At 59.1% G+C, this 21,696-nt stretch carries 14 protein-coding genes; 6 read left to right on the top strand and 8 right to left on the bottom strand.

The window, feature by feature from the left end:
- Nucleotides 1–69: 69 nt before the first annotated feature.
- The 5 genes from J3U87_RS20135 to J3U87_RS20115 all read right to left on the bottom strand — a co-directional run bounded on the left by J3U87_RS20135 (nt 70) and on the right by J3U87_RS20115 (nt 8,905).
- Nucleotides 70–3,081, bottom strand: coding sequence for a TonB-dependent receptor (locus J3U87_RS20135; RefSeq protein WP_237377574.1), 3,012 nt, complete (start codon nt 3,079–3,081; stop codon nt 70–72).
- Nucleotides 3,082–3,575: 494 nt separating this feature from the next.
- On the bottom strand, nt 3,576–6,374 hold the full coding sequence (locus tag J3U87_RS20130; RefSeq protein WP_237377573.1) for a TonB-dependent receptor domain-containing protein: 2,799 nt from the start codon (nt 6,372–6,374) through the stop codon (nt 3,576–3,578).
- Between the two features lie 46 nt (nt 6,375–6,420).
- Entirely contained in the window at nt 6,421–7,716 is a 1,296-nt protein-coding gene (locus tag J3U87_RS20125; protein ID WP_237377572.1) for a FecR family protein, read from the bottom strand.
- A gap of 165 nt (nt 7,717–7,881) precedes the next feature.
- Complete coding sequence (locus J3U87_RS20120; protein ID WP_237377571.1) at nt 7,882–8,478, bottom strand: RNA polymerase sigma factor; 597 nt, start codon at nt 8,476–8,478, stop codon at nt 7,882–7,884.
- 109 nt (nt 8,479–8,587) lie between these two features.
- Nucleotides 8,588–8,905 (bottom strand): hypothetical protein, encoded by a 318-nt coding sequence (locus tag J3U87_RS20115; protein ID WP_237377570.1) that lies wholly within the window; start codon nt 8,903–8,905, stop codon nt 8,588–8,590.
- A gap of 762 nt (nt 8,906–9,667) precedes the next feature.
- Between J3U87_RS20115 and J3U87_RS20110 the strand changes: the two genes are divergently transcribed.
- From J3U87_RS20110 to J3U87_RS20100, 3 genes are all read left to right on the top strand, one after another.
- Nucleotides 9,668–10,888: an ATP-grasp domain-containing protein gene (locus J3U87_RS20110; protein WP_237377569.1), complete on the top strand. Its 1,221-nt coding sequence runs from the start codon at nt 9,668–9,670 to the stop codon at nt 10,886–10,888.
- A 297-nt stretch (nt 10,889–11,185) separates the two neighbouring features.
- Nucleotides 11,186–12,709, top strand: coding sequence for a glycogen synthase (locus tag J3U87_RS20105; protein ID WP_237377568.1), 1,524 nt, complete (start codon nt 11,186–11,188; stop codon nt 12,707–12,709).
- 173 nt (nt 12,710–12,882) lie between these two features.
- Nucleotides 12,883–14,100, top strand: a complete 1,218-nt coding sequence (locus tag J3U87_RS20100) for an ATP-grasp domain-containing protein (protein WP_237377567.1) — start codon at nt 12,883–12,885, stop codon at nt 14,098–14,100.
- Between the two features lie 231 nt (nt 14,101–14,331).
- Here the strand turns inward: J3U87_RS20100 and J3U87_RS20095 are convergent, their stop codons facing one another.
- The gene (locus J3U87_RS20095; protein ID WP_237377566.1) at nt 14,332–15,357 is read right to left on the bottom strand and encodes an IPTL-CTERM sorting domain-containing protein; all 1,026 of its coding nucleotides are present in this window, start codon (nt 15,355–15,357) and stop codon (nt 14,332–14,334) included.
- Between the two features lie 933 nt (nt 15,358–16,290).
- Here J3U87_RS20095 and J3U87_RS20090 point away from each other — a divergent pair.
- The gene (locus J3U87_RS20090) at nt 16,291–17,193 is read left to right on the top strand and encodes an AMP-binding protein (protein WP_237377565.1); all 903 of its coding nucleotides are present in this window, start codon (nt 16,291–16,293) and stop codon (nt 17,191–17,193) included.
- A gap of 95 nt (nt 17,194–17,288) precedes the next feature.
- Here the strand turns inward: J3U87_RS20090 and J3U87_RS20085 are convergent, their stop codons facing one another.
- A complete protein-coding gene (locus J3U87_RS20085; protein ID WP_237377564.1) occupies nt 17,289–18,422 on the bottom strand; it encodes a hypothetical protein in 1,134 nt (377 codons plus the stop codon).
- A 374-nt stretch (nt 18,423–18,796) separates the two neighbouring features.
- Between J3U87_RS20085 and J3U87_RS20080 the strand changes: the two genes are divergently transcribed.
- Together J3U87_RS20080 and J3U87_RS20075 are read left to right on the top strand one after the other, a co-directional pair.
- Complete coding sequence (locus J3U87_RS20080) at nt 18,797–19,879, top strand: patatin-like phospholipase domain-containing protein (RefSeq protein ID WP_237377563.1); 1,083 nt, start codon at nt 18,797–18,799, stop codon at nt 19,877–19,879.
- Nucleotides 19,880–19,973: 94 nt separating this feature from the next.
- Nucleotides 19,974–20,600, top strand: coding sequence for a hypothetical protein (locus tag J3U87_RS20075; RefSeq protein WP_237377562.1), 627 nt, complete (start codon nt 19,974–19,976; stop codon nt 20,598–20,600).
- Between the two features lie 60 nt (nt 20,601–20,660).
- Here J3U87_RS20075 and J3U87_RS20070 read toward each other — a convergent pair whose 3' ends face one another.
- The gene (locus tag J3U87_RS20070) at nt 20,661–21,347 is read right to left on the bottom strand and encodes a spondin domain-containing protein (RefSeq protein ID WP_237377561.1); all 687 of its coding nucleotides are present in this window, start codon (nt 21,345–21,347) and stop codon (nt 20,661–20,663) included.
- Nucleotides 21,348–21,696 lie beyond the last annotated feature (349 nt).

Below are 21,696 nucleotides of genomic sequence, written 5' to 3'. Positions count from 1 at the left end.
CGCCCGAAACATTGAAGGCTGGTGACCCGATCGGCTCACTCGAAGAGAGCCGATGCGATCGGGAATCGATTAGAACTTCACGCCGACATCGAACCGGAACTCGCGCGGCGCCTGGAAATCACCGGAAGCGGTGCCCTTGCCGAAGCTTTGCCCCAGGTTGTAGTGCACACCCTCTTGCGGCGTTTCGTCGAACACGTTGAAGGCTTCGGCACCGGCGGTGTCCACCGTGGTGTCGCCGTCGATGATGCCGTCGTTGTTGAAGATGTTGGTCACTTCCATCTGGAGGAACAACTCGTAGCGTTCACGGAACATGTAGGAGTAGTTCACGGCCAGGTCGGTGCTGTGGATATCGTCCCACTCCAAAGCGTCGGGGTCGGTGAAGTGGTAGGTCACCGAACGCGGCGGTGTGGCGTAGTGGCTCACCTCGTCGTAGCTGGGGAAACCGAAGGCGGTGGGATCCGCGGCGATATCCAAGGTTCCCACGACACCGTAGGGCAGCGCCGAGTTGAAGGTGTGGAGCAGCGAGAAGTTGAAGTCCCCGAAGGACGTCGGCATGTCGTAGCTGGCCCAGAGGTTCAACTGATGCTCGTTGGAGTCGGACGCGCGACCGACGGGATTGACGAAGGGATGGTTGAACTCGGGATAGGTCGTGGTTCGGGTGGTACTGATCGCACCGTTGCCGGAGGTCTCGCCGTTGATGTTGCCCTCGGCTTCGCTCCAGGTGTAGTTACCGCCCACCAGGAAGTTGTTCTCCCAGGTGTACTGACCCGACACCGACACGCCGAGGTAATCGCGCTCGTAGTCGCCGTTGTCGTCGTTGGCCAAAATCGTCCGGTCCACGCCGGCCGCGGTCTGGCCGGTGGTCCGATCGATGATGCCGATCAGGAAGTCGTCGTATTCGCGGTGAATGATGTCGCCCTTCAGGTAACCCCGGTGGCCCAGCTTGTGTTTGTAGCCCAGGGAGTATTCCTGAACACTCAAGCCGTTGAGACCGCCGTCGCGAACCACGGTCGAGAGGTTCTCGGGCGAGGTGTCGGGAGAGTAGTCGATGAAGAACAGGTGGGGGTTGCGGATGGTGTCGAGGTTGACGTTCTCGACGCCTTCGATGCCGCCGGGGAAGGTCTGGTCGATCCAGGCGAAAACCTCTTCGATGCTCTCGGTCTGGGGACCGCCGTAGAGCCAGGCGAAGGTCGCCGGCTGACCGGCGGTGGAACCGCCCTGGGCGGCGTTGTTCAACTTGCCGGTGTAGACGTTGTAACCGGCACTGAACTGATGGACACCGTCACCGCGCAGGTCGTAGTTCACGGTGAAACGCGGGCTGACGTTGTCGGTTTTCGAAAGCACTTGGCCGTCCTCGGCTCTGGCGTCGTTTTCGTCGTAACGCAGGCCGATGTTGAAGTACCAGTGCTCGTTGAGCGTCCACACGTCGTTGATGTAACCGGCGCGCGTGGTGAAATCGCTGCCCCGCGAGGGATTGACGACCGGGAAATAGATGATCCAGGCCGAACCGTTGCGGGTACCGGTACTGGTGTAGACCCCGATCGGGTCGTCGCCGTCGAAGCGCGTCCAACGGGGACGCAACTGCCAACCGGAAGCCGATTGGTGGTTGTCCTCGTCGCGGCTCTCCATCACTTCCTGAACCCCGAAGGTGATGTCGTGGGAGCCCAGGTTGGCGGAGTTGTAGAAGTAGGAGAATTTGACGTTCCAGTTGCGGCTGCTGCGCTCGTTGATGACGTTGCCGCTGCCGAACGGGGAGTTGGAGTAGGCGTTGCGCTGGTCGCGGTGAAGAACCGAGGTTCCGGCGACGCGGGAATCGGTATTGATACCCGAGTCGAACTCCAGCACGCGGTCCGCGAAGTTCGCGTCGACGGTGAACGCCGGCGTGATGATGCCGCGGTAGTTGATGGAGTAGAGTTCCGACGGGTTGGCGCTGCGGGGGTTCAGCCCGCTGGGATGAAGGGTGGTGAAGGTGGCGCGGTTGAAGAGGGTGTCCTCGTCCTTCAGGTAGGAGGCCACGACCGTGTGCCCTTCGCTGATGGAACCGGTCAACTTCAACTGGAAACGCTCGCGCTCACGCGTGCGGTCGTAAGAGATCGCACCCGGAGCGGTCTGTCCGGTGGGAAGATCCAACATCTCGGCGGTCGCGTCGCTCATCGCGGTGCCGCGCACCAGGGCACGGGTTTCGTCGGTATCGTAATTGCGGCCGGCGAAAGCGAACCACAGGCGATCCTTGACGATCGGACCGTTGACGGTCAGGGTGTATTCCTGGTTGACCTGACTCACCTTGTCATCGCCGCTCTCGAGTTGCAGCGGATTTCGCGCGGACCAGCTCTCGTTGGTGAATTGGGTGCGGAAGGTGCCGTGGAACTCGTTACCACCGGACTTGGTGATGGTGTTGACCAGACCGCCGGCGAAGAAACCGAACTCGGCCGAAGCGTTCCCGGTAATGACCTGCGATTCCTGGATGTCGTCCTCGATGAAGAGGTTGTCGACGCGGCCGCGCACGTTGTCGGCGTTGATCAGGGCACCGTTGAGGAAAAAGACGTTTTCGGTGGATTGGGCACCGTTGATGGTGATCCCGCCGAAGGCACTGTCCTTGACCCCGGGCGCCAATTTGGCCACGTCTTCCAGGTTGCCGCGATCGCGGGGCAGTTTTTCGACGAATTCGCTTTCGAAGTTGGTGGCCACCTGGGTGGTGTCCAACTCGAAAATCCGGTCGGCCATGACGACCATCGTCTCGGTCTGGGTATCCGGTTCCATCACGATACGTGGGCGGGTGGCCGACGCGACGGATACGCGGGTTTCCAATTTGACGGTGCGCATGCCAGGCATGGTCGCCGTCAGGGTGTAGATTCCGGGCGGCAACAACCGCACCAGAAAGTGGCCGGTTTCGGCGGATACAGCACTGCGGGTTCCCTGCAATGCGGGAGATTCGAGGGTGATGACAACACCTGGCAGGGGTTCATCGCTACCGTCGACAACACTGCCGTTGATACTGCCCGTCTGCTGAGCCATTGCGGGCAGAATCACGGACCCAAGCAGCAACAAGCTGCGAATGGCAAAAATAAGCCTTTTATTCATAACTACTTTCAATCCTCCATGACGATGAAACTCGTGTAGATGAATCATGGATACAGGATGGCCGCACATGGACCTCACGCTCGTCATTCGATTCATGAATCAGCGTGAAAAATCCTGTATGCGCGGACGGTTGTCAGCCAAGACCTCTTCATTCAGCGGTACCCAACCGCTTCATGAATCCCAAATAAAGAAGAGATCTCATCCCGACAGACCGGATTGAAAGCCCAAAACGAGGCGAACCCAAATCCCTCAAGGTGGCAAAGTGTAACCTAAATCAATGAAAGTGAAAAGGTATTTGGTCATCCAGGAGGCAAAAAACATCCGTCGGAGTACCGTCAAAAAGGTATGACAACCAAGTCAAGTCATTGGCTACCATTTTTACAAGATCCCCACAAACCACTCAACACAAACAAGTTACCCTCACACAACGCGCACGATGCCATAAAACCGAACATTCACGCCTCGTTTTGCAAATGTTTGGTAAGGCGAAGGGGTCAGAAGCGCAACTTGAACGTCAGCGACGGACGAAAACCGAAACCTCGCACGTCCACCGGCACGGCCTCGGCTTCCTCGACCTGGTAGTAGCGATACTGCACGTTGCGGCGATCGTAGACATTGAGCACGGAAATCCCCACCCGACCCAGGTAGCGACCGATGACGAAGGATCGACCGATGGAGGCATCCATTTGATGGCTGGGCGGCAACCTGAAGTTATTGGGATTGTCGGACGGGAGCAGTTCGTATTCTTCCTCGTCGAACTCCAGATCAGGATCGTCGATCGGCACCAGAACGGGCACATCGTAGGGTCGCCCGGAGGCGTAGCGCCAGGACAGCGAAAACTGCCATGGCCCGCGCGCATAACTGCCCGCCACTTTCCAACTGTGGGGTCGATCCAGGTCGGTGGGATAGCCGGCCGGATCGCCGCTCCACCATTCGCGAAGCACCCTCGATCGCTGGTAGCCATAGCCCACCCAACCGGTAAAGGCACCCAGGCGTTTTTGAACCAGCAGATCCACGCCCTGGAAGCGATCCTCCGTCTGTTCCAGCCGAACCCGACCCTCGCCGATCGGGTTGAAGATTTTCAACAGAGAGCCGTGCTGGTTTTTGCGATACCACTCCACATCGATCATCAGGTCACGGTGTTCGAAGCGCGCACCCATTTGAAACTGGCGCGATTCGCCCTCTTCGATCCAATCGTACTCGGCCAGAAACCATGCTGGCGCGCCCTCGAAATAATTGATCGTATCCGGCGATCGCAGCAGGTATTGGTGATACCGTCCCCAGGCACCGCGAAGAGACAGCTTCTCGGAGGCCTGTACCTTCCAGGAAACGCGGGGATCGAGGTGGGTCGACATGGTCAGGCTGTTGCGCTCGTGCCGCAAGCCGAGCAGCAATTCCAACCACGAAAACGGTTGCCAGAGATCCTGAGCGTAGAGCGCGCGCGTCGTGGTCTCGATGCGTTCGTCGTAACCGCCGTAAAAGTCGTCGTATTCGGAATAGCGCGTGGTCATCTTGGTTTGGCTGTAGCCGATTTCCAAGGTATGGGTGGGGGGGAAGCGCAGGATCTGCTCGACGCGAATGGTTTTGTCACGCAAGCCGTTGAAGATCCCCGAACGAATGACGGTCTGTTTGCCGAAGGGGGTTTGCTTGGATCGACCGAAGCCGCCGGGCACCAGATGGGTGTCGTAATTGGAAACGAAGGGGTCGCGCAGGTCGAGGCGGTGGGCGGTCTTATCGTTGTCGTCCTCGTCCTCTTCGTCGTCACCGTCCTCTTCGTCTTCTTCGTCTTCTTCGTCTTCCTCGCCGTCCTCGATCTCATCGTCTTCGAAATCGGTGTCTTCGAATCCGAATTCACTGGTGTAATCCGACCATACGCCGTGAACCGAAAGCGAAAAATCGGGACTCCAGTTGTAGGTCCATTTGATCGAGGCTCCTTCGTTGCCCCATTTGCCGGCCTTGGTCAGCAGTGTGATCGGCGTGTCCTCGAAATCGAAGGAAATGGTCTCCTCGGTTCGGTCCCGCCCCTCGTAGTACGTCACCGACACTTCGCTTTTGTCGGTGGGACTCCAGTAGATCTTGCCGATGACATCGTCGAACTCGATATCGCGCTTGGCCGTCAGACCCACGTCGCGAACGAACTCGTCCTGATTCTCGTTGAAGGTCGCCTCGAAAACGCGGTTGTACACGTCGTTGCTGGTGCCGTCGCCCAGTGACTGGCGCAGCGAGACCAGAAAGGAGCCTCGTCCCCTCAAGGGCATGGCCAGGGTGACGTTGCCCATGTCGCGATTGAAACCGGTGTGTAGCTCCCATTCGTTCAGGTTCTCGCCCTTGACGGCGAGATCCAACACCCCGGAGGTGCGCTCACCGTATTGAGCCGGATAACCGCCTTTGTACACCTGAATTTCTTCGATCGCATCCGCATTCAGCGAACTGAAATGGCCCAGGGCGTGATCGAGCTGATAGAGCTTGATGTCGTCCAACAGGATCAGATTCTCGGAAGGGCGACTCCCGCGAATGCCGATGCCGGCCTCGCCGGGACTGGTCCCCAGGCCGGGAATCAAGCTCAAACTGTCGAAAAGGTCCGGGCTCGGGTTCCCGCCGTTGTTGACCTCGCCGGGCGAGAGCGTCATGCTGCCGGATAGGGCGGAAAGCGAGAGTGCGTTGCCGCGCGAGCGAAACACCTGGAGGTGCTCCTCGAGGCTCGTGTCGCGAATCAGGGTGATCCTGAGCGACACATCCGCTTCTTTGGCGCTGATCACCGCATCGGCGTAACCGGGCGCGGAGACGTGCAGGGTCGAGACCGTGTCCGGGAGGTCCCGTAACCGAAATCGGCCTCGGGTATCGCAGATCGTGACGCGATGTGCATTGGGCACATCCACCCGAGCACCGTAAAGGGCGCGCCCGGTGGCCGCATCGACGACGACCCCGTCCACCGAGCGAGTGGCGCGCGAGACATCCGCAAAAAGCACCACCCGGTTCTCGCGAGCCATGCGGAACCCCACGTGGGTGTGCCGTAACAGGAGCCGCAGAACTTCCTCGGCCGGAACTTCGTGCACGTGGCAATCGATGGTGATGCCGTCCAGCAATGCGTCGGCGTAGACCAGGTCGAGTTGGGCCTGATCGGCCAAACGCTCGATGGCGAGGCGCAGCGGAAAGGTTTTGAGTTCGAGAGTGACGGGGCTCTGGATCCCGCCCCACAGCGGATACCCACACATCCAGAAGATGCAGCACCACCACGACGGGAAAGGCAGTCGTCGGGTGGCCGCGGGAAGCTGAAGTGTGGAAAAAGGCATATGGCGACTCTTCGGACTTGTCATCGGCCCGGAAGCGCAGGCGTGCTCAGGGCCTCTTGGTTTCGGAAAGGATGTAGACCCCATTATCGAAAGTTACGGTCAACCCGAGCGTAAGACAAATTTCATTGAGAATTTCGGTGACATCGGCTTTGTCGAACGATGCGGTCACCGTTCGATCCCCCAAGCTTGGATCTTCCAATTCAACCTCGATACCGAACGCCAGTTCAAGGTCCGCGATCACATCACTCAGCGGTTGACGCTGAAATACGAGGCGACCTTGAAGCCAGCCCAAGGCGGCTTCGGCGTCCGTCTCCCGAATCGGGGAAGGCTGGCCGAAACCCACGATGGTGCTGGTTTGCCCCTTCGAGAGCACCACGCGATCCCCGGATTGCGGGTTGGCAAGGGCGACACTGCCGTCGCGAACGATGACGCGCGTCTTGTCGTTGCGCGCCCAGACGTCGAAACGCGTGCCGAGCACCGTGACCCGGGCGTGGCCCGTATCGACCAGAAACTGCCGTCGATCGTGCCGAACCTCGAAGTAGGCCTGGCCGGTCAATGCCAAACGCCGAACATCGCCTTCCAGACCCTTTGGCCAGGAAAGCGTGGTTCCGGCGTTCAGCCATACGGTAGAGCCATCCGGAAGCGAAACCTGACGCCGTTCCTGATCGGCGGTCGTCACGGTTTCCATCGCCGTTTCGGGCGGCACGGTCGTGCGCAGCAGCCACAATCCCAGCGCCATCACCAATACGGCGGCGACCCCGAGATACCTGGCCCACGGCCGGCGCCTGGATGCAAAGGGCACCAACACGCCCGAATCGCCGAGACGATCGACCCGCCGGTCCGCCCCGGGTTGGGGCACCGCAACCGGTGAAGGTTTCGGGGCGGACGCTTCATCCTCCCCGTCCAGCCGCGCACTGAGGCGCTGCCAGCCGGCTTCCACATCGAACGTCGGGACCCCGACCTCCGATTCGGTCTGCCGCCACACCTCTTCGAACTCGCGAAAGGCGCGATCGTTGAGCGGGTCGGCGTTGCGCCAGGCGTCGATGCGACGCCGATCCTCCGCATCGGCGGTTTCGCGCAGATAGGCGGCCCAACCTTCGATCTCCTCACTCCCCAATTGGAGTCGCGCGGCCAGTTCGCACCAGCCGGCTCGTGGATCGAAGGAAATCTCGGGCCGCATCACGTCGAGGCGTTGCCAAAAGGCCGCAAATTCGCGGAACATCGCTTCATTGGCATCGTCGGCCTCACGCCACGTTTGCAGCCGACGAAGCTCCTCCTCGTCGGCCTGACCGGTCATGTACCGGTGAAAAAGAATGTCTTGTGGAACCTGATTATTGGACATCGTGCAAAATCCCCATCGCTGATTCGCTAGTCCTCTCCCAAGACATGACTACGGTCACTTGACAAAGATCCCCGACACCCTTATCGAAGGATGCCGCAGCGCGTCTCGAACGAGCACGTCTCAAACGAGCATGTCTCGAACGAGCACGTCTCGATAGGGGTCGACTCAAAGCAGCCCCCAAAACAGGATCAAGGTCGTCAGAGAGCGCAGGCTTTGGCGCAGCTTCTTGAGGGCACGACTCATATGGGTCTCCACGGTCTTCACCGAAATCTCCAGGACGTCGGCGATTTCGTGGTACTTCAGGCCTTCGAATCGACTCAGGCAAAAAACTTTTCGCTGGGTTTCGGGAAGACTGGCGATGGCCGCCTGAATCTGCTCACGAACTTGAAAGCGGCCTTCGTCCGGCTCTTCCGAGCTGTGTTCCGGTCGAATCTCCTGGGCGTACCGTTCGGGTGGGTTTTTGCGAAGTTGGTCGATGACCAGATTGCCGGCGGCCTGATACAGATAGGCCTTGAGACTTTGGCCGGGATCGAGATTGGCGCGGTTGCGCCACACTTTGGCAAACAATTCCTGGACCAGATCCTCGGCAATTTCACGACCATTCATCCGGCGCCAGAAGAAGCGGAAAAGCTGCTCGGAATAACGAAAATAAATGGTTTTGAAAGCATGGGTCTGACCCTTCAGCACCGCGGCTACCAAATCGGCATCGGACGGCTGGCCGTCCGGGGGCTGAGCGGATGATCGGGTTGTCTGAGACGCCAAAACCGGGTTACCTCCCAAATAGTAAAATCCCACGGCATTCCATCGGTGAGGGTACGGGAGTGACTCCAAAGGGTACCGGAACGGCGGAAGCACAGAAGGCTACCTACCGTTACCACCTCATTCTAAGGGTCATTTCACGAAGGCACACCGATAAAAGTGGCCTGGGGTTCGCTGATTCGAGCATTTTCCGGCTGTCGGCGACAAAATTCGGCGAACGGGTATTTCCCGAAGCATCCATCGATAAAATCAAAGAAGAAAAAGGCACGAGGGAGACCAAACCAAAAACCGCGCGAAAGGTCGAGCGCAGGGCTGTGCCGAAGACCGGGAGGAAGACTGAACCCAGAGCGATTGTAACGGCAAGACTCCAGCGCTGTCTGCCATCAATCGCAGGGTTCATAATAAAGAACGCTAGTCCTGAACGCTTCACGAAGAAAACACCGAAGGGCGGAATCAAAAAGTCTGCGCGAAGAGATGAATGGCGGGACCCGGTCTTTCAAACCGTCACCACGCAGATCGCGGCCCAGCCTGGAAAGCCAATCATAAGCACCTAAAAACAAACCCATTACAACACAATCGGCAAGCGAAGAACAGGTCGCCGCTCCAGGTTGTTCCGGCCATGGAACGACCCGGAGCGGGCGCTCGATCAGAGGCGACACCACCCTTCGAAACAAGGGTCGATTCAATGGCCCGATCGGCGGGTTTCCGGATTGCCGGCAAACTTCCGTCAGAGGCCAAAAAAGTCTAGTCTGGCTTGGGTTTATGGTTTAGGATGGCCGAATCGAACACCGGATCCTTGGCAAAAATTCCTCAAAGACAAGCGGCTGCGACGCTTGGCTGGACATCCCCTGAGCATCGAGTTGTCCCCAGACATCCCCGACTTGGTTGCGTCCGTTTCCAAATCGGTCGAGTCGGTCCCTCTTTCCAACGATAGCGCTGCCTCCGAGCCGAATCACCTCCGCCGTCGGCCATCACGGGGTACAGGCCCGATTGCAGGTATTTCGTGTCGACGCGAAAGGATTGCGGCGCTGGAACGGTCATGCCGGATTGACACCGTTCAGATCTCCACGCTAAGCTCACAGAACGTGGAATTTCTGTCACTATCTCTGTGCAAAATCATAGCTTTATTCCCCTGATTGCGGTTTTCGTGTGACCCGTTCATGTCATTGTGTCCGAAACAGGAGGATCATCCGTGCATGTAATTTTTGTGGCACCTCACTTTCCCGCATACCAAAAGCAATTCGTTCGTGCGCTCAAAACCGTCGGTGCGGCGGTGACCGGAATCGGGGAGGCTCCGGTCGATATGTTGCCCGACGATTTGAAGTCCTGGTTGGACGGTTACGAGCAAGTCCCCTCCGTGTGTGACGACCAGGCCATGCTCGACGCGGTTCGCCGCATTCAGCGTCGCGGATGGGTCGACCGCATGGAAGCCACCATCGAAGCGCATATGCTTACGGCGGCTCGGGTTCGCGAAGCCACCGGTATCCCCGGTTTGACGTATCAGCAGACGGTCCTGGTGCGCGACAAGACCATCATGAAAGACTTCATGCGCAAACACGGCATTCCCACCGCGATGTCGGCCAGTGCCGAAAATGTCGACGAGGTCGTCGCATTCGGTCGCAAGGTGGGCTATCCCATCATCATCAAACCCCGCGCCGCAGCGGGTGCCTCGGGCACCTGGCGGGTCAACGGTGAAAACGAGTTGGGACCGGTACTGCAACAGTGTGGCGTGGCCCAGGGCAACTCGGTGGCCTTGGAAGAATTCATCGAGGGTCACGAAGGTTTCTACGACACCATCACGGTGGGCGGCAAGGTGGCGCACGATTTCATCAGCCACTACTACCCGGGGGTGCTGGAAGCGATGCGGACGCGTTGGATCTCGCCCGTCATCATCACGACCAACCGCATGGACGCCCCCGGTTACGACGAAGTCAAGATCATGGGCCGCAAGGTGATCCGCGACTTGGGCCTGCATACGGCACCGACCCACATGGAATGGTTCTTCGGACCCAAGGGCCTGAAGTTCTCCGAAATCGGCGCCCGGCCGCCAGGCGTCGGACAATGGGACCTGTACTGTGCCGCCAACGACATCGACCTGTACAAGGAATGGGCCTTCTCCATCGTTCACGGCACCTGTCCGACCCCGCTTTCGCGCCGCTACTCGGCGGCGATCATCACTCTGCGTCCCAACCAGGATGGACATATCAAGGGTTACGAGGGGGTCGAGCACATTTGCAACAAATACGGCAAGTGGTTCATCAAAAGCCACTTCCCCCCCGTTGGCGCCCCCACGCAACCGGTGGAAGCGGGCTACATGGCCAATGCCTGGATTCAAATAAAGTATCCCGATTACGACGACCTGCGCGCCATCCTCGAGGAGATCGGCCGCACCATCCAAGTTCACGCGGGCTGAACACAATGCACAATGCGATCGAACGTGCCCGTCGCCCGGTGGCGCGAATAGGCGACCATCGCCGGCAACGCTCGGTCGAGGAACCCCCACGGTTTCCAAGGTGACGCACCCTTTCCCCAGTCCTGTTTCCACGTGAGAACCCGCGGAGCCGGCCGGCCATGCCGGAAAATCGATGCCAGGGTTTCAGGACCCGAAACATATGCTTCAGTTTTTGGTTTTGCCATGAATTCAACTCCCCTCGCCCCCAGATTCAAAACGCAACCTCCTGAACAACAATTTGAGATCCAAGGAGCACTCATGCCCGCGGCCCGGAAAGACCCTCGTCTGCTCATCGTCACTCCCGAAATCACCTACCTTCCCGAAGGCATGGGGAACATGGCCAACTACCTGACCGCGAAGGCGGGTGGCCTGGCCGACGTTTCCGCCGCCTTGGTCAGCTCGCTCTACGGCCGTGGTGTGGATGTTCACGTCGCCCTTCCCAATTACCGTACGATGTTCAACCGCAACATCGGACGCTTCATCAACCGCCAGTTGGACATCTATCGCAGCAAGCTGCCCACGGATCGCATCCACCTGGCCGAAGACCGCTGCTTCTACTATCGAGATTCGGTCTACCACAATACCGCGGTCGAAAACTTCAAACTGGCCACCGCGTTTCAACGCGAGGTCATCAACAACATCCTGCCGATGGTGCAACCGGACCTGATCCACTGCAACGACTGGATGACCGGCATCATTCCCGCAGTCGCCAAGCGCCTGGGCATCCCCTGCCTGTTCACGGTGCACAATATCCATTCGATGAAGGCGACGCTAGCCGACATCGAAGATACGGGCGTCGACGCCGCCCAATTCTGGCCGTATCTCTACTACGACCACCCGCCCCTGAACTACGAGGAAACCCGGGAAGGCAACACCTGCGACTTCCTGCTCAGCGGTATTTTTTCGTCGACCTACGTCAACACGGTCAGCCCGACCTTTCTCAAGGAGATCGTACGCGGTCAACACTCGTTCGTCGCCAAGTCGGTTCAACAGGAATTCGCGGCAAAATTCGAGCGGGGTTATGCGCGCGGCATTCTCAATTCACCCGATCCACACTTCGATCCCACCAAGGACGAACACCTCATCAAGCCCTACGGTCCCAACAGCCACTTCGAAGGCAAGAAACTCAACAAGCTGGCCCTCCAGCGCTACCTGGGCCTGGTGGAGGACGAGGACGCGCCCCTGTTCTTCTGGCCCTCGCGTCTCGATCCGGTCCAGAAGGGTTGCCAGTTGCTGGCAGACGTCTTTTACGACATTCTCTCCCGATACGCGCGCGAACGGCTCCAGATCGCGGTCATCGCCAACGGTCCCTTCAAGGACACGCTGGTGGACCTGGTACGCAAAGCCGACATGCATCGCCGCGTTTCCGTCACGGCCTTCGAGGAGCGCCTGTCGCACCTCGGCTACGCGGCGGCCGATTTCCTGTTCATGCCCTCCTCGTTCGAGCCCTGCGGCCTTCCGCAGATGATCGGACCGATCTACGGCACCCTGCCGATCGCCCACGACACCGGCGGCATCCACGACACCGTGCGACACCTCTCGGTGGAAAAGAGCCAGGGCAACGGGTTCCTTTTCGAGATCCACGATGCCATGGGCTTCCGCTGGGGGGTCGATCAGGCCATGAAGTTCTTCAAGTTGGCCCCGGAAACCAAGTTCAAGGAAATCCGGCGTATCATGACGGAGGGCAAGAAACAGTTCAATCAAGCCCATACCGCCGAGCGCTACATGGAAATCTACCGCTTGCTCTTGGGCCTGCCACAGAAAGGAGATCCCGAAGGCTGAGCGCCTGAAGGGCCCCTCGAACCGGGGCACACCGCATCAGGGAACCGCCTGGCATCGGGGGCTCGTCCCCGGCTCGGATCGGTTCCCGGTCCTCCCGTCAGAAGATCGCAAACGGAATGTCGATTCCGCACAGGATAGTCGCGTCCGGATTCGGCCGACACCAGGAGCATGCCATGAACGTTCTATTGATTTCGCCGGGCTATCCGGCCGATATGCCTCATTTCACGCGCGGCCTGGCCGAGGTCGGGGCTCGCGTCTACGGAATCGGAGACACACCCGAAGCCCTGTTGCCACGGCTGGTGCAACGATGCCTGAGCGGCTATTTACACGTGCGCTCCCTGTGGGACGAAGAGGCCGTCATCGCGGAAGTCTTCGCCTGGAAGGGCATGGCCACCATTCACCGGGTCGAGTGCCTCTGGGAACCGGGCATGATGCTGGCCGCGCGTCTGCGCGAGGCACTCGGGGTCCCGGGCCTCGATACCGAGCGCACCCTGCCCTTTCGCAACAAAGAGCTGATGAAGCGCAAATTGGACGACGCCGGATTGCGCACGCCGCGCCATCGCCACGCCGATTCGATCGCCGGCTGCTGGGAGGCGGCGGAAGAGATCGGCTACCCGCTGATCCTGAAGCCGATCGACGGCGCCGGCTCGATGGATACCTACCGCGTCAACGATCGCGAAGAGTTGCGGGCCGTGTTGCCGCGCTTGCACCACGTTCCCGAGGTCAGCATCGAGGAGTTCGTGGAGGGCGAGGAGTTCACCTTCGACACGATCTGCATCGAAGGCCGCATCGCCTATTTCAACGTGGCCTGGTACCGACCGCGACCGTTGATCGCGCGAAGCAACGAGTGGATCAGCCCGCAGGTGATCGCCCTGCGCCAAATCTCCCAACCCATGTTGACCGAAGGTCTGGAAATGGGCCACAAGGTCATCGAAGCGCTGGATTTTCAGACCGGCTTCACCCACATGGAGTGGTACCGCAAGGAAAGCGGCGAAGTGGTGTTCGGCGAAATCGCGGCACGCCCGCCCGGCGCCCACCAGGTGGACCAAATGAAATTCGCCTGTAATTTCGACGTCTATCGCGAGTGGGGTCGCGCCATCTGCTGGCATGCCTTCGAGGCGGAAATCTCACGCGATTACAACGTGGCCACCGTGTACAAGCGAGCCCAAGGGCACGGCCACATCCAGCGCATCGAGGGCCTGGAGCACATCCAGGAAGCATACGGCGAGCATCTCGTGTGGGACACGTTGCTACCGATCGGCGCCCAGCGGCGCAATTGGCGCCACACCCTGGTCTCTGACGGCTTTCTGATGTTGCGCCATCCCGATCTGGACACGACGCTGGCCATGGCCGACGACATCGGATGCAACCTGCATCTCTACGCCGGGTGACGTCCGCGCTTTCGTTTTCCACGAGCTCGGCGGCTGATCATATGTTCGCGAGGCCGATCACGAACCTTTCAACACATCGGTGCCGTGAGCCGGTCCGGAGCTCGTGGCGGGGATGCCGAAGAACCAAGACGCACGACCTTACCACCAAACGCAAAACAGGCCGGTCGAGCAAACCGGCCTGTGTCTTGTGACTGTAAAAGGGGGGAGATCCCCCCGAGAAAGCGTTGGACGTTACGCCAAACGGCGCTTGCGCATCATGATCAGTGCGCCGCCCATCAACAGAGTTACAAAAGCGATCAAGCCCCATTCGCCGAGCGTCGGAACGGTACCGATGGTGCCGCCGGTGGGTGATTGACCCTGCTGGCCGACGCCGATGGTGGCGTCCGCGGGGATGATGATGTTCAAGGTACCTTCGCAGATACCGCCACCGCAATCGGGGATGGCTACGTCGTATTGGCTCGTGGAGCCGTCCGAATTGGTGATCGTGACGGTGTAGGTGCAGCCGGGAGAACCTTGGATGATGATCTCGCCGTTCTGGCCGGGCTGGCCGTTGATGCCGACGAGCTCGGGATCGACACAGTCGGTCTCGGTACCCATGAGCACGAAGGAAGTGGAGCGGTCGCCCACACCCAGATCGGTCGCGGAGGTCCAATCGCAGCAGATGCCGAACAAGTCGGCGAAGTCCGCGAGGTGCAGATCGTTGTCGATGGCGGTGGGACCGGAACCCCAGTTCCAACGGCCGTCGGCGAGATCGGAAACACCGTTGTAGATACCGTAGGTGGAAATCCAGTAGCGACCACCGGTCAGGACGATCGGACTGCCGAATTGGAACTCCTGGAGGGTGTCGTCGATGCCGTTGCTGGGCACCCCTTCCCATTCGAAGACTTGATCGCCGGGCGTACCGGGCGTAGTGGTGCTGTCTTCGTAAATGACGATACCAAAGGCATCGGGGTCGTTCGCAAGGTTGGTGAAGCCGGTCGTCGTAATCGCATCGATGAGCCAGATGCGATCGGCGGTTACATCGAAATCATCGGCGGTCACCGTCGAATCCTGACCGTCGGGAAGTCCCGTCAGCTTGGAGGACACGAGACCACCGGTGGTACGGCCGATCGCAGCATCGCCGTGATCCAAAAGCACGTTACCGCCGAGGCGGGGCACGGTGCCGGGGGTGTTGTTGGTTTCGCGAAGACCGGTTTGCGCAAATGCAACCGCACTCATCGCAAAGATACAAAGCAGACTAAGTTTGTGAAGCTTCATGAAAAAAATCCCTCAGAAATGAAAAATTGGCTAAGCGGAGGGAGAACGAGGGGTGATGGACACATGTCCCCAACGAGTGTCCAACGGACAACCGATGATTTGCACGATACACCCTTATTACCTTTCTCTTACTCCGGGGTAGACATTCAACCGAGGGCAAGTAGAAAGATCACCAAGACCTGAATGGATCGAACGTATGTAGGCGACCGCCCTCGAACGAGTTACGAAAAACAAGGCAAGGATAGAACGCATCGCCCGATTGATCAAGGTCAAGTTTTGCACTTTTTTAACAAACATTTTAAACCAATAGGAGCCCGCTCACGTCTCGTGACGATCATCCAGGTTCCCGGAGCCAAAAACCTACACATCGAAACAGACTAACCCTCTCAACTTAAATGGTTTATTATTTTTCACCAGCACTTCGGCAGCCCGGATACGACGATGTCGCCACATCGATCCGGGGCGGAAGCTCGATCAGCGGGAAAACACGCATAGCACACATCGGGTTCGGACGGGAACGAGGGTGAAACGACCTATTCCCGACCTTACATTTTTTCCAAATAAAGGTGATGGCTTTTACAAACAGGGTCACTCTTCCCCTTTTCTCCCATTTTCCTCCACATTTAGTGGTGTAAATTTGTCGTCGACACGGGTGATCCGAACCCTCGTACAGTTTTTTCCAAAAAAAGCCAATCCACAACAAACCTCAACGCCCATGGCCGGTCCCTCCTCATAAGCTGTCAGCAGCTCCCCTTTTCGGACGGCACGCTCCGAAGCCTTTTTCGAAGGCGCCCTTGGATTGCAGCAGGCTGGATTTTCTTTTCCGCGCCGAACCCGAGTCGTTCGGCCCCATGGCACGAAGGCCATCAGATCCGCCCTCGACCCGGCTTTGTCTCAATGCTCTCCCACCTTTTCGGCCATTGGAGGTCCACGATGTTGTCGAGTTCCATGTCCCAACGGATCCTCAAGTTTTTCCCGATCCTTTCGTCTCCCTTCTCCTTCCGCAGCAAACAAAGAGGTCAGGCCCCCACCCAAACAGAGGCCCCGACCGCAACGACGCTGTTCCCCGACCCCGCTTTCGAGGCCGACGCCGGCAGCCTCGCGTTTCAAAGCACCGTCGAACCGGTCACCAAGACCCAAGCCACCGAGCGCGCGGCCACCCTGCTGGATTTTTGGTTCGCTATCGACTTCTTCGAAGAACAAACCCGCATGACGCCCCATCAAATCGCGGTGGAATTTAAGAGCCAGGCCATTACTTATACCGGTTTGAATCAGCGCGCCAACGCCCTCGCCCATCGCATGAAGTCGCTGGGCATCGGCGGCCAATCCCGCATCGGTATCGCCTTGAAGCCCGGGATACACTGGGCCGCAGCGCTTTTGGCCGGTTTCAAGACGGGCGCCACGGTGATGGTGATGCCCGCCGAAGCGTGTACCGCCACCTTCGATCGCCTGCCCGTCAGCGAACGTCCGTCCCTGATCGTGACCGAAAAGTCGATCATTCCCGAGCTGACCGCCCGCGGCGCGGAGGCGGTCAGCGCCGTTCGCGCCTCGAACGAAACGCCTTACCATCGCCGCTGTGCCCCTTCTCGCGAGGTCCACAAACTTCAGACGGCCTGCTGGTTTTCCCACGACGAAAACCAGGTCACCCGCAACGACAACAGCAGCTCCCAAATCGACCTGGCCTGCTACTTGGCGCGCCGACTTCGCACGGCACCCACCCAACCCGGCACGGTCACCCTTCAATGGGCCTCGGTTCACACCGAGATCGCCGTATTGGAGCTGTTCTCGACCCTGTCCGGCGGCGGCACCCTGAGGATCGCCGATCGCGAATCCTGAGCACCCTCACCACCGGAATCACCGGTGGTCGCCAATGCCCGCACGGCATGTCCCCATTCCGGGAGATTCATCGCGTCATTTACCCGAAATTCGGATCAGGGTGCCGGATACAACTCATCCAGTTGGGCCATGAACTTCCGGTGGTCCTTGCGTTCGAGTACGTAGAGTTCGTAGCGACGCCGATTGAGGATCCGCTGACGTTCCCACTTCAACTGTTCCTCGAGGTATTCCTCGGCCAGGTCTTTTCGATCCCTGGCACGGGCAACGGCAACAGCGTCCCGCGTGACCGTGATGTTGTGGTCGATCGCCTCGAGTTGCTCGTCCAGCGCGGCCATCACCTTGCCGAAATACTCCCACCAGGAAAAAGAGCGGTTGTATTGGAACCGGACCTGATCTTCGAGGTACCGGTTCAGTTCCGACGCGTAATCGGCCTCGATGAGTAGGTGATCCAGAAAGGCGTCCCGCTCCCGGTAGCGTAGCTGCTCGCCGGTGAGAAAGGTTTCCAGGACAGTGAGGCCCTCGAGACCGTGACGCTTCTTCAGTCGCTGGAAGGCATTGATCTGGGCCAGGAAGGCATCCACTTCCCCGCCCTCCTTGGTCATTTGATCGCGATAGAAGCGGTCGCGATCCTCCCAACCCCGGTACCGCAGCAGATCGGCCTCTTCGAAGGGATCCAACCCGACCAGGTGGATCAGTTCGTGGAACAGGACGAGGTAGGTCTGTGCCACGGACAGGCCACGCCGGATACAGATCCTGGGCAGAAAGGCGACGTCCAGGAATTCGAAGCCGCGGGTCTGATGTTCGCGACGCGCCACGATGGGAAATCGCTCGCCGTCGCGCAATTTTTCGTCGCCCCCCGGGTTGAGCGCGTGCCACTCCGACTCGCCCTTTTCTCGATAGTAGTTGCCGGTCTCCTGGGTGAACAGCCCACGACGCGTACCGCGAATGCCGAGATCGGCCGGTTCGCAAAAGCAAAATATTTCGGTCAGGTCGCGCTCCGCAGAGACGTTCAGCTTGCGGCGGGCTTGGCGCAACAGCAGTCGTCCCTGGGTTTCCTGCCCGAACAGATCGAACACGAGTTCCATGTGGGCGTGATCGAAACCGCGAAAAGGGCTGACCAACTGATCGATATCGATGGCATCGGCAGCCCGGCCCGGAGTGGACAGAACCAGGGTGCACAGAATCACGGGTACGACACCGAATATCGGAAACCTTCGTTTCAATGTCACGTGGGCCTCGCTGCCAAAGGGGAATCGTCGTGGCTGACGCTTCGATCGGCTTCATTCTACATCTAATTGGGGTGAGCGCCTTCCGACCGTGAGCTTTCACAAGAAGAACGGTATTCAGACGGCCGATCTTGAGTCCCCACGCAAACTGTCACGAGAAATCGGTGCGAAATCGGCGGATCGGGACCTCGTCGAAAGAGAGTAGGTGATCTCGATCTCTTTCTTGCCGCGCCGCTCCATTCTTTCGCCACCCTGCGTCAAAGTCGACTTGCGACCCCTCTGGCCAATTGGTAGCATGGCCACATCGGAACTCGAGCCCGCCAGGCGGGGTTGGCGTCTTCGCCATCCTGAACCGGGCTGATTGGCGAGGAATCCCCATGACGACGTCACCGTTGAAGATTCAAGCTGGAAGAGCGGCCCTCCAACTCATTCGCAAACACGGATTCGATCCCAATCTGGTGCAAGTGGTCCCCGGCGCGGCGGGCGGCCCCAAGTGGCTCATGCTCAACCGATTGGATCGCGCCTTGTTCGGCAACTGGTTCAAAGGCCGCAACGGCGCCCCCCTTCACCTGATCGGCTCCTCGATCGGATCCTGGCGCTTCACCGCCCTCTCGCATCCCGATCCCATCGAAGGCCTCGATCGTTTCGAAGCGGCCTATCTGGGCGTCAAACTGATCCCCTACGCGGACTCTCGACAAGTCAGCGAGGCCACCCGTAGCGCGCTCGACGACTTTCTACCGGACAAAACCATCGATGCGATCCTGAATCATCCGACCCTTCGGCTTCACATCGTCACGGCTCGGGCGCGCGGCATGGCATCCATGGAGCCCACGCTCCTACAGGGGATCGGCATGATGGGCGCCTTCGTCACCAACGCCATCCACCGCGAACTCGTGGGACTCGCGTTCGAACGGGTCGTGTTCCAAGACAAGCGATCCGAGCAGCCCTTTTACCACACGGGATTTCGAGCCCCGGTCACGGTGGCGCTGGATGCCGGCAACCTGAAGGACGCCCTCATGGCATCGGCAGCCATCCCATTGGTGTTGCGGGGCGTTCGCAATATCGCGGGAGCCCCGGCGGGAACCTATCGGGACGGAGGTTTGCTGGACTATCAGTTCGATATCCCCTACCCCGGCGTGCGCGAGGGCATCGTGCTGTTTCCCCACTACACCCAGACCATCACGCCGGGTTGGCTGGACAAGTCGCTCAAGTGGCGTCGTCCGCGGACCCGAAACCTGGAGAACATGGTGATGATCAGCCCATCGCCCGAGTTCGTGGCGAAACTTCCCATGGGGAAAATTCCCGATCGCCACGATTTCGAACATTTCAGGGTTCGCAACCACGATCGCATCGCATATTGGCGCAAGGTCTTGACGGAAACCGATCGGCTGCACGACACTTTTCTGGAATGGGTCGAGAAAGACACCGTCCTCGACCACATCCAACCCTTCGAAACCTGAAACCAGAGCCGGCCTGCAGCTTCGACCTGATCGCATTCCGCCGGATTCGGGTCTATCTCGGATTTCGATCGGTCCTCTTCCATCGAGCGCGCTTATGATCCAAAAATGCCCAGCACATCCGGAACCGCGAAGCCTCGACGCCCTGACCGATCACATCGGCGAAACGGGACGACGGCGACGCCAAGTGTTGATCGACCGCATGGCCCATTTGGAGCACGAGGGCCTTCATTGCTTTTCCTGCTCCGGCGTCTGCTGTACCTTCGTGGCCAACTCCATGCAGACGACACCGCTCGAAACCGTGGAAATCATTCGGTACCTGAAGCGAGCGGGCAGACTGGATGCCGAACTGATCGAGCGGTTGCGGGAAACCGTACGTCGCTACCGGCTCGACGCCCCGAGCCCGGGCGACGGCCGGCGCCACTTCGTACGTCGAACCTACACCTGTCCTTTTTTCATGGGCCAGGCGCGAGGCTGCAGTCTTTCGCGCACAATCAAACCCTACGGCTGCCTGGGCTTCAATCCTCATCGGCCGGATCAGACCGAAGGCGGCGACTGCGCCTCGGATACGACGGCGCTGACCCTTCGGGAAGCGCGTTCCGCCGAACTCGAAACGGCCCACAATCAATGGCTTCGAGCGCGCCTGGAACTGGATTGGGAGAAAAAACCCATGCCGGTGGCCCTGCTGGACATTCTGGAGCGATTGGCCGGTGTACCCCAATAAAAAACGGCCCCGCGGGAACGGAGCCGTTTTTTGTGGGAATCGTCGTGTGGGTACAGCGGATCAGTCGACGCGTTCCACCGTGATTCGCGCAACGGGACCACGCCAGTCGTAGTTCTCGACGGCGATGTCGCCAATGCCATGGACGCCGTTGTGGACGTACACGTATCCCTCGGCTTCGGTGGGATCGTGCGCTCCACCGTTGCCGCAAGGCGGTCCGGGGATGTAATCACAGGATTCGGAGTTGAATTCGGTACCGGCATCGTAAGCGTGGGCATCGCTGTAAACCACGCTGGAAAAACCGGTTTTCAAAAATTGGTCGTTGGGGCGGCGCAGGGTTGCCGCGAAGAAGGCGTCGTTGGTGGTCACCAACATGCCCGCCACACTGATGTAGTTGAAGCGGCCGGCGGCGGTCACTTCCAACGTGATGGAAGCACCGGGCATGACCGGACCTTCGGATACCTGAACGTCATAAACGGAATCGTGAGCGGCCCATTCCTCCGCGAGCGGGGCGGCATTGCCTTCCTCGGCCATTTCAGCCAGGGTGCCGGAAGCGGGTTGACCGAGCTGGAACAACTGGATGTCTCGATAGTGAACCGTGGCAACTGGCGGAGAAAAGATTTGAGCCTTGGTCACGTTGGTGATGGTCACACGATACTTGGTTCCCGGAAGCTCGTCTTGAGCAACGCCAACCAGCGAAAAAAGAGAGAAAACCGCGATCGAAAGAATCATTTGACTTTTGCGAATCATTCCAAAGCACTCCTATTCGAATAAGCATGAAGGTTCCCAAAGGCACGCACTACGTCCCTCTGAAGCAGAGAACTGAATGGCACTTTCCTGGTGCTGGGGCTAGCAACGATTGCAGTGGGTCTACTATTTCACGGATCTTTGGAGAGTTCCATCACATACGTAAGCACGTCTACTAGAAAAACGCCCGAAAAAACACGCACTAATCATCTAAGTCCTTCTTAAAAAAGGAGGTATACCCAGAAAAGCCAATGCCCGCAACTGTCCTGGAAAGTTGCATTCGCAACCACGACAGCCTACATTTCGTGACCCCGATCACACCCTGAAAAAATTTGAACGGCATCGTCTCGAT

The organism is Sulfidibacter corallicola (assembly GCF_017498545.1).
Taxonomy (GTDB): Bacteria; Acidobacteriota; Holophagae; order Acanthopleuribacterales; family Acanthopleuribacteraceae; genus Sulfidibacter; species Sulfidibacter corallicola.
The sequence above is the reverse complement of the archived record's forward strand: the minus strand, read 5'-3'. Positions and strand labels throughout refer to the sequence as shown.

Excerpts from the sequence above, each read along its gene's own strand:
- J3U87_RS20100 (WP_237377567.1), top strand. The coding sequence starts at position 12,883 with ATGAACGTTCTATTGATTTCGCCGGGCTATCCGGCCGATATGCCTCAT.
- J3U87_RS20130 (WP_237377573.1), bottom strand. The coding sequence starts at position 6,374 with ATGCCTTTTTCCACACTTCAGCTTCCCGCGGCCACCCGACGACTGCCT.
- J3U87_RS20125 (WP_237377572.1), bottom strand. The coding sequence starts at position 7,716 with ATGTCCAATAATCAGGTTCCACAAGACATTCTTTTTCACCGGTACATG.
- J3U87_RS20095 (WP_237377566.1), bottom strand. The coding sequence starts at position 15,357 with ATGAAGCTTCACAAACTTAGTCTGCTTTGTATCTTTGCGATGAGTGCG.
- J3U87_RS20080 (WP_237377563.1), top strand. The coding sequence starts at position 18,797 with ATGACGACGTCACCGTTGAAGATTCAAGCTGGAAGAGCGGCCCTCCAA.
- J3U87_RS20135 (WP_237377574.1), bottom strand. The coding sequence starts at position 3,081 with ATGAATAAAAGGCTTATTTTTGCCATTCGCAGCTTGTTGCTGCTTGGG.
- J3U87_RS20105 (WP_237377568.1), top strand. The coding sequence starts at position 11,186 with ATGCCCGCGGCCCGGAAAGACCCTCGTCTGCTCATCGTCACTCCCGAA.
- J3U87_RS20075 (WP_237377562.1), top strand. The coding sequence starts at position 19,974 with ATGATCCAAAAATGCCCAGCACATCCGGAACCGCGAAGCCTCGACGCC.
- J3U87_RS20070 (WP_237377561.1), bottom strand. The coding sequence starts at position 21,347 with ATGATTCGCAAAAGTCAAATGATTCTTTCGATCGCGGTTTTCTCTCTT.
- J3U87_RS20090 (WP_237377565.1), top strand. The coding sequence starts at position 16,291 with ATGTTGTCGAGTTCCATGTCCCAACGGATCCTCAAGTTTTTCCCGATC.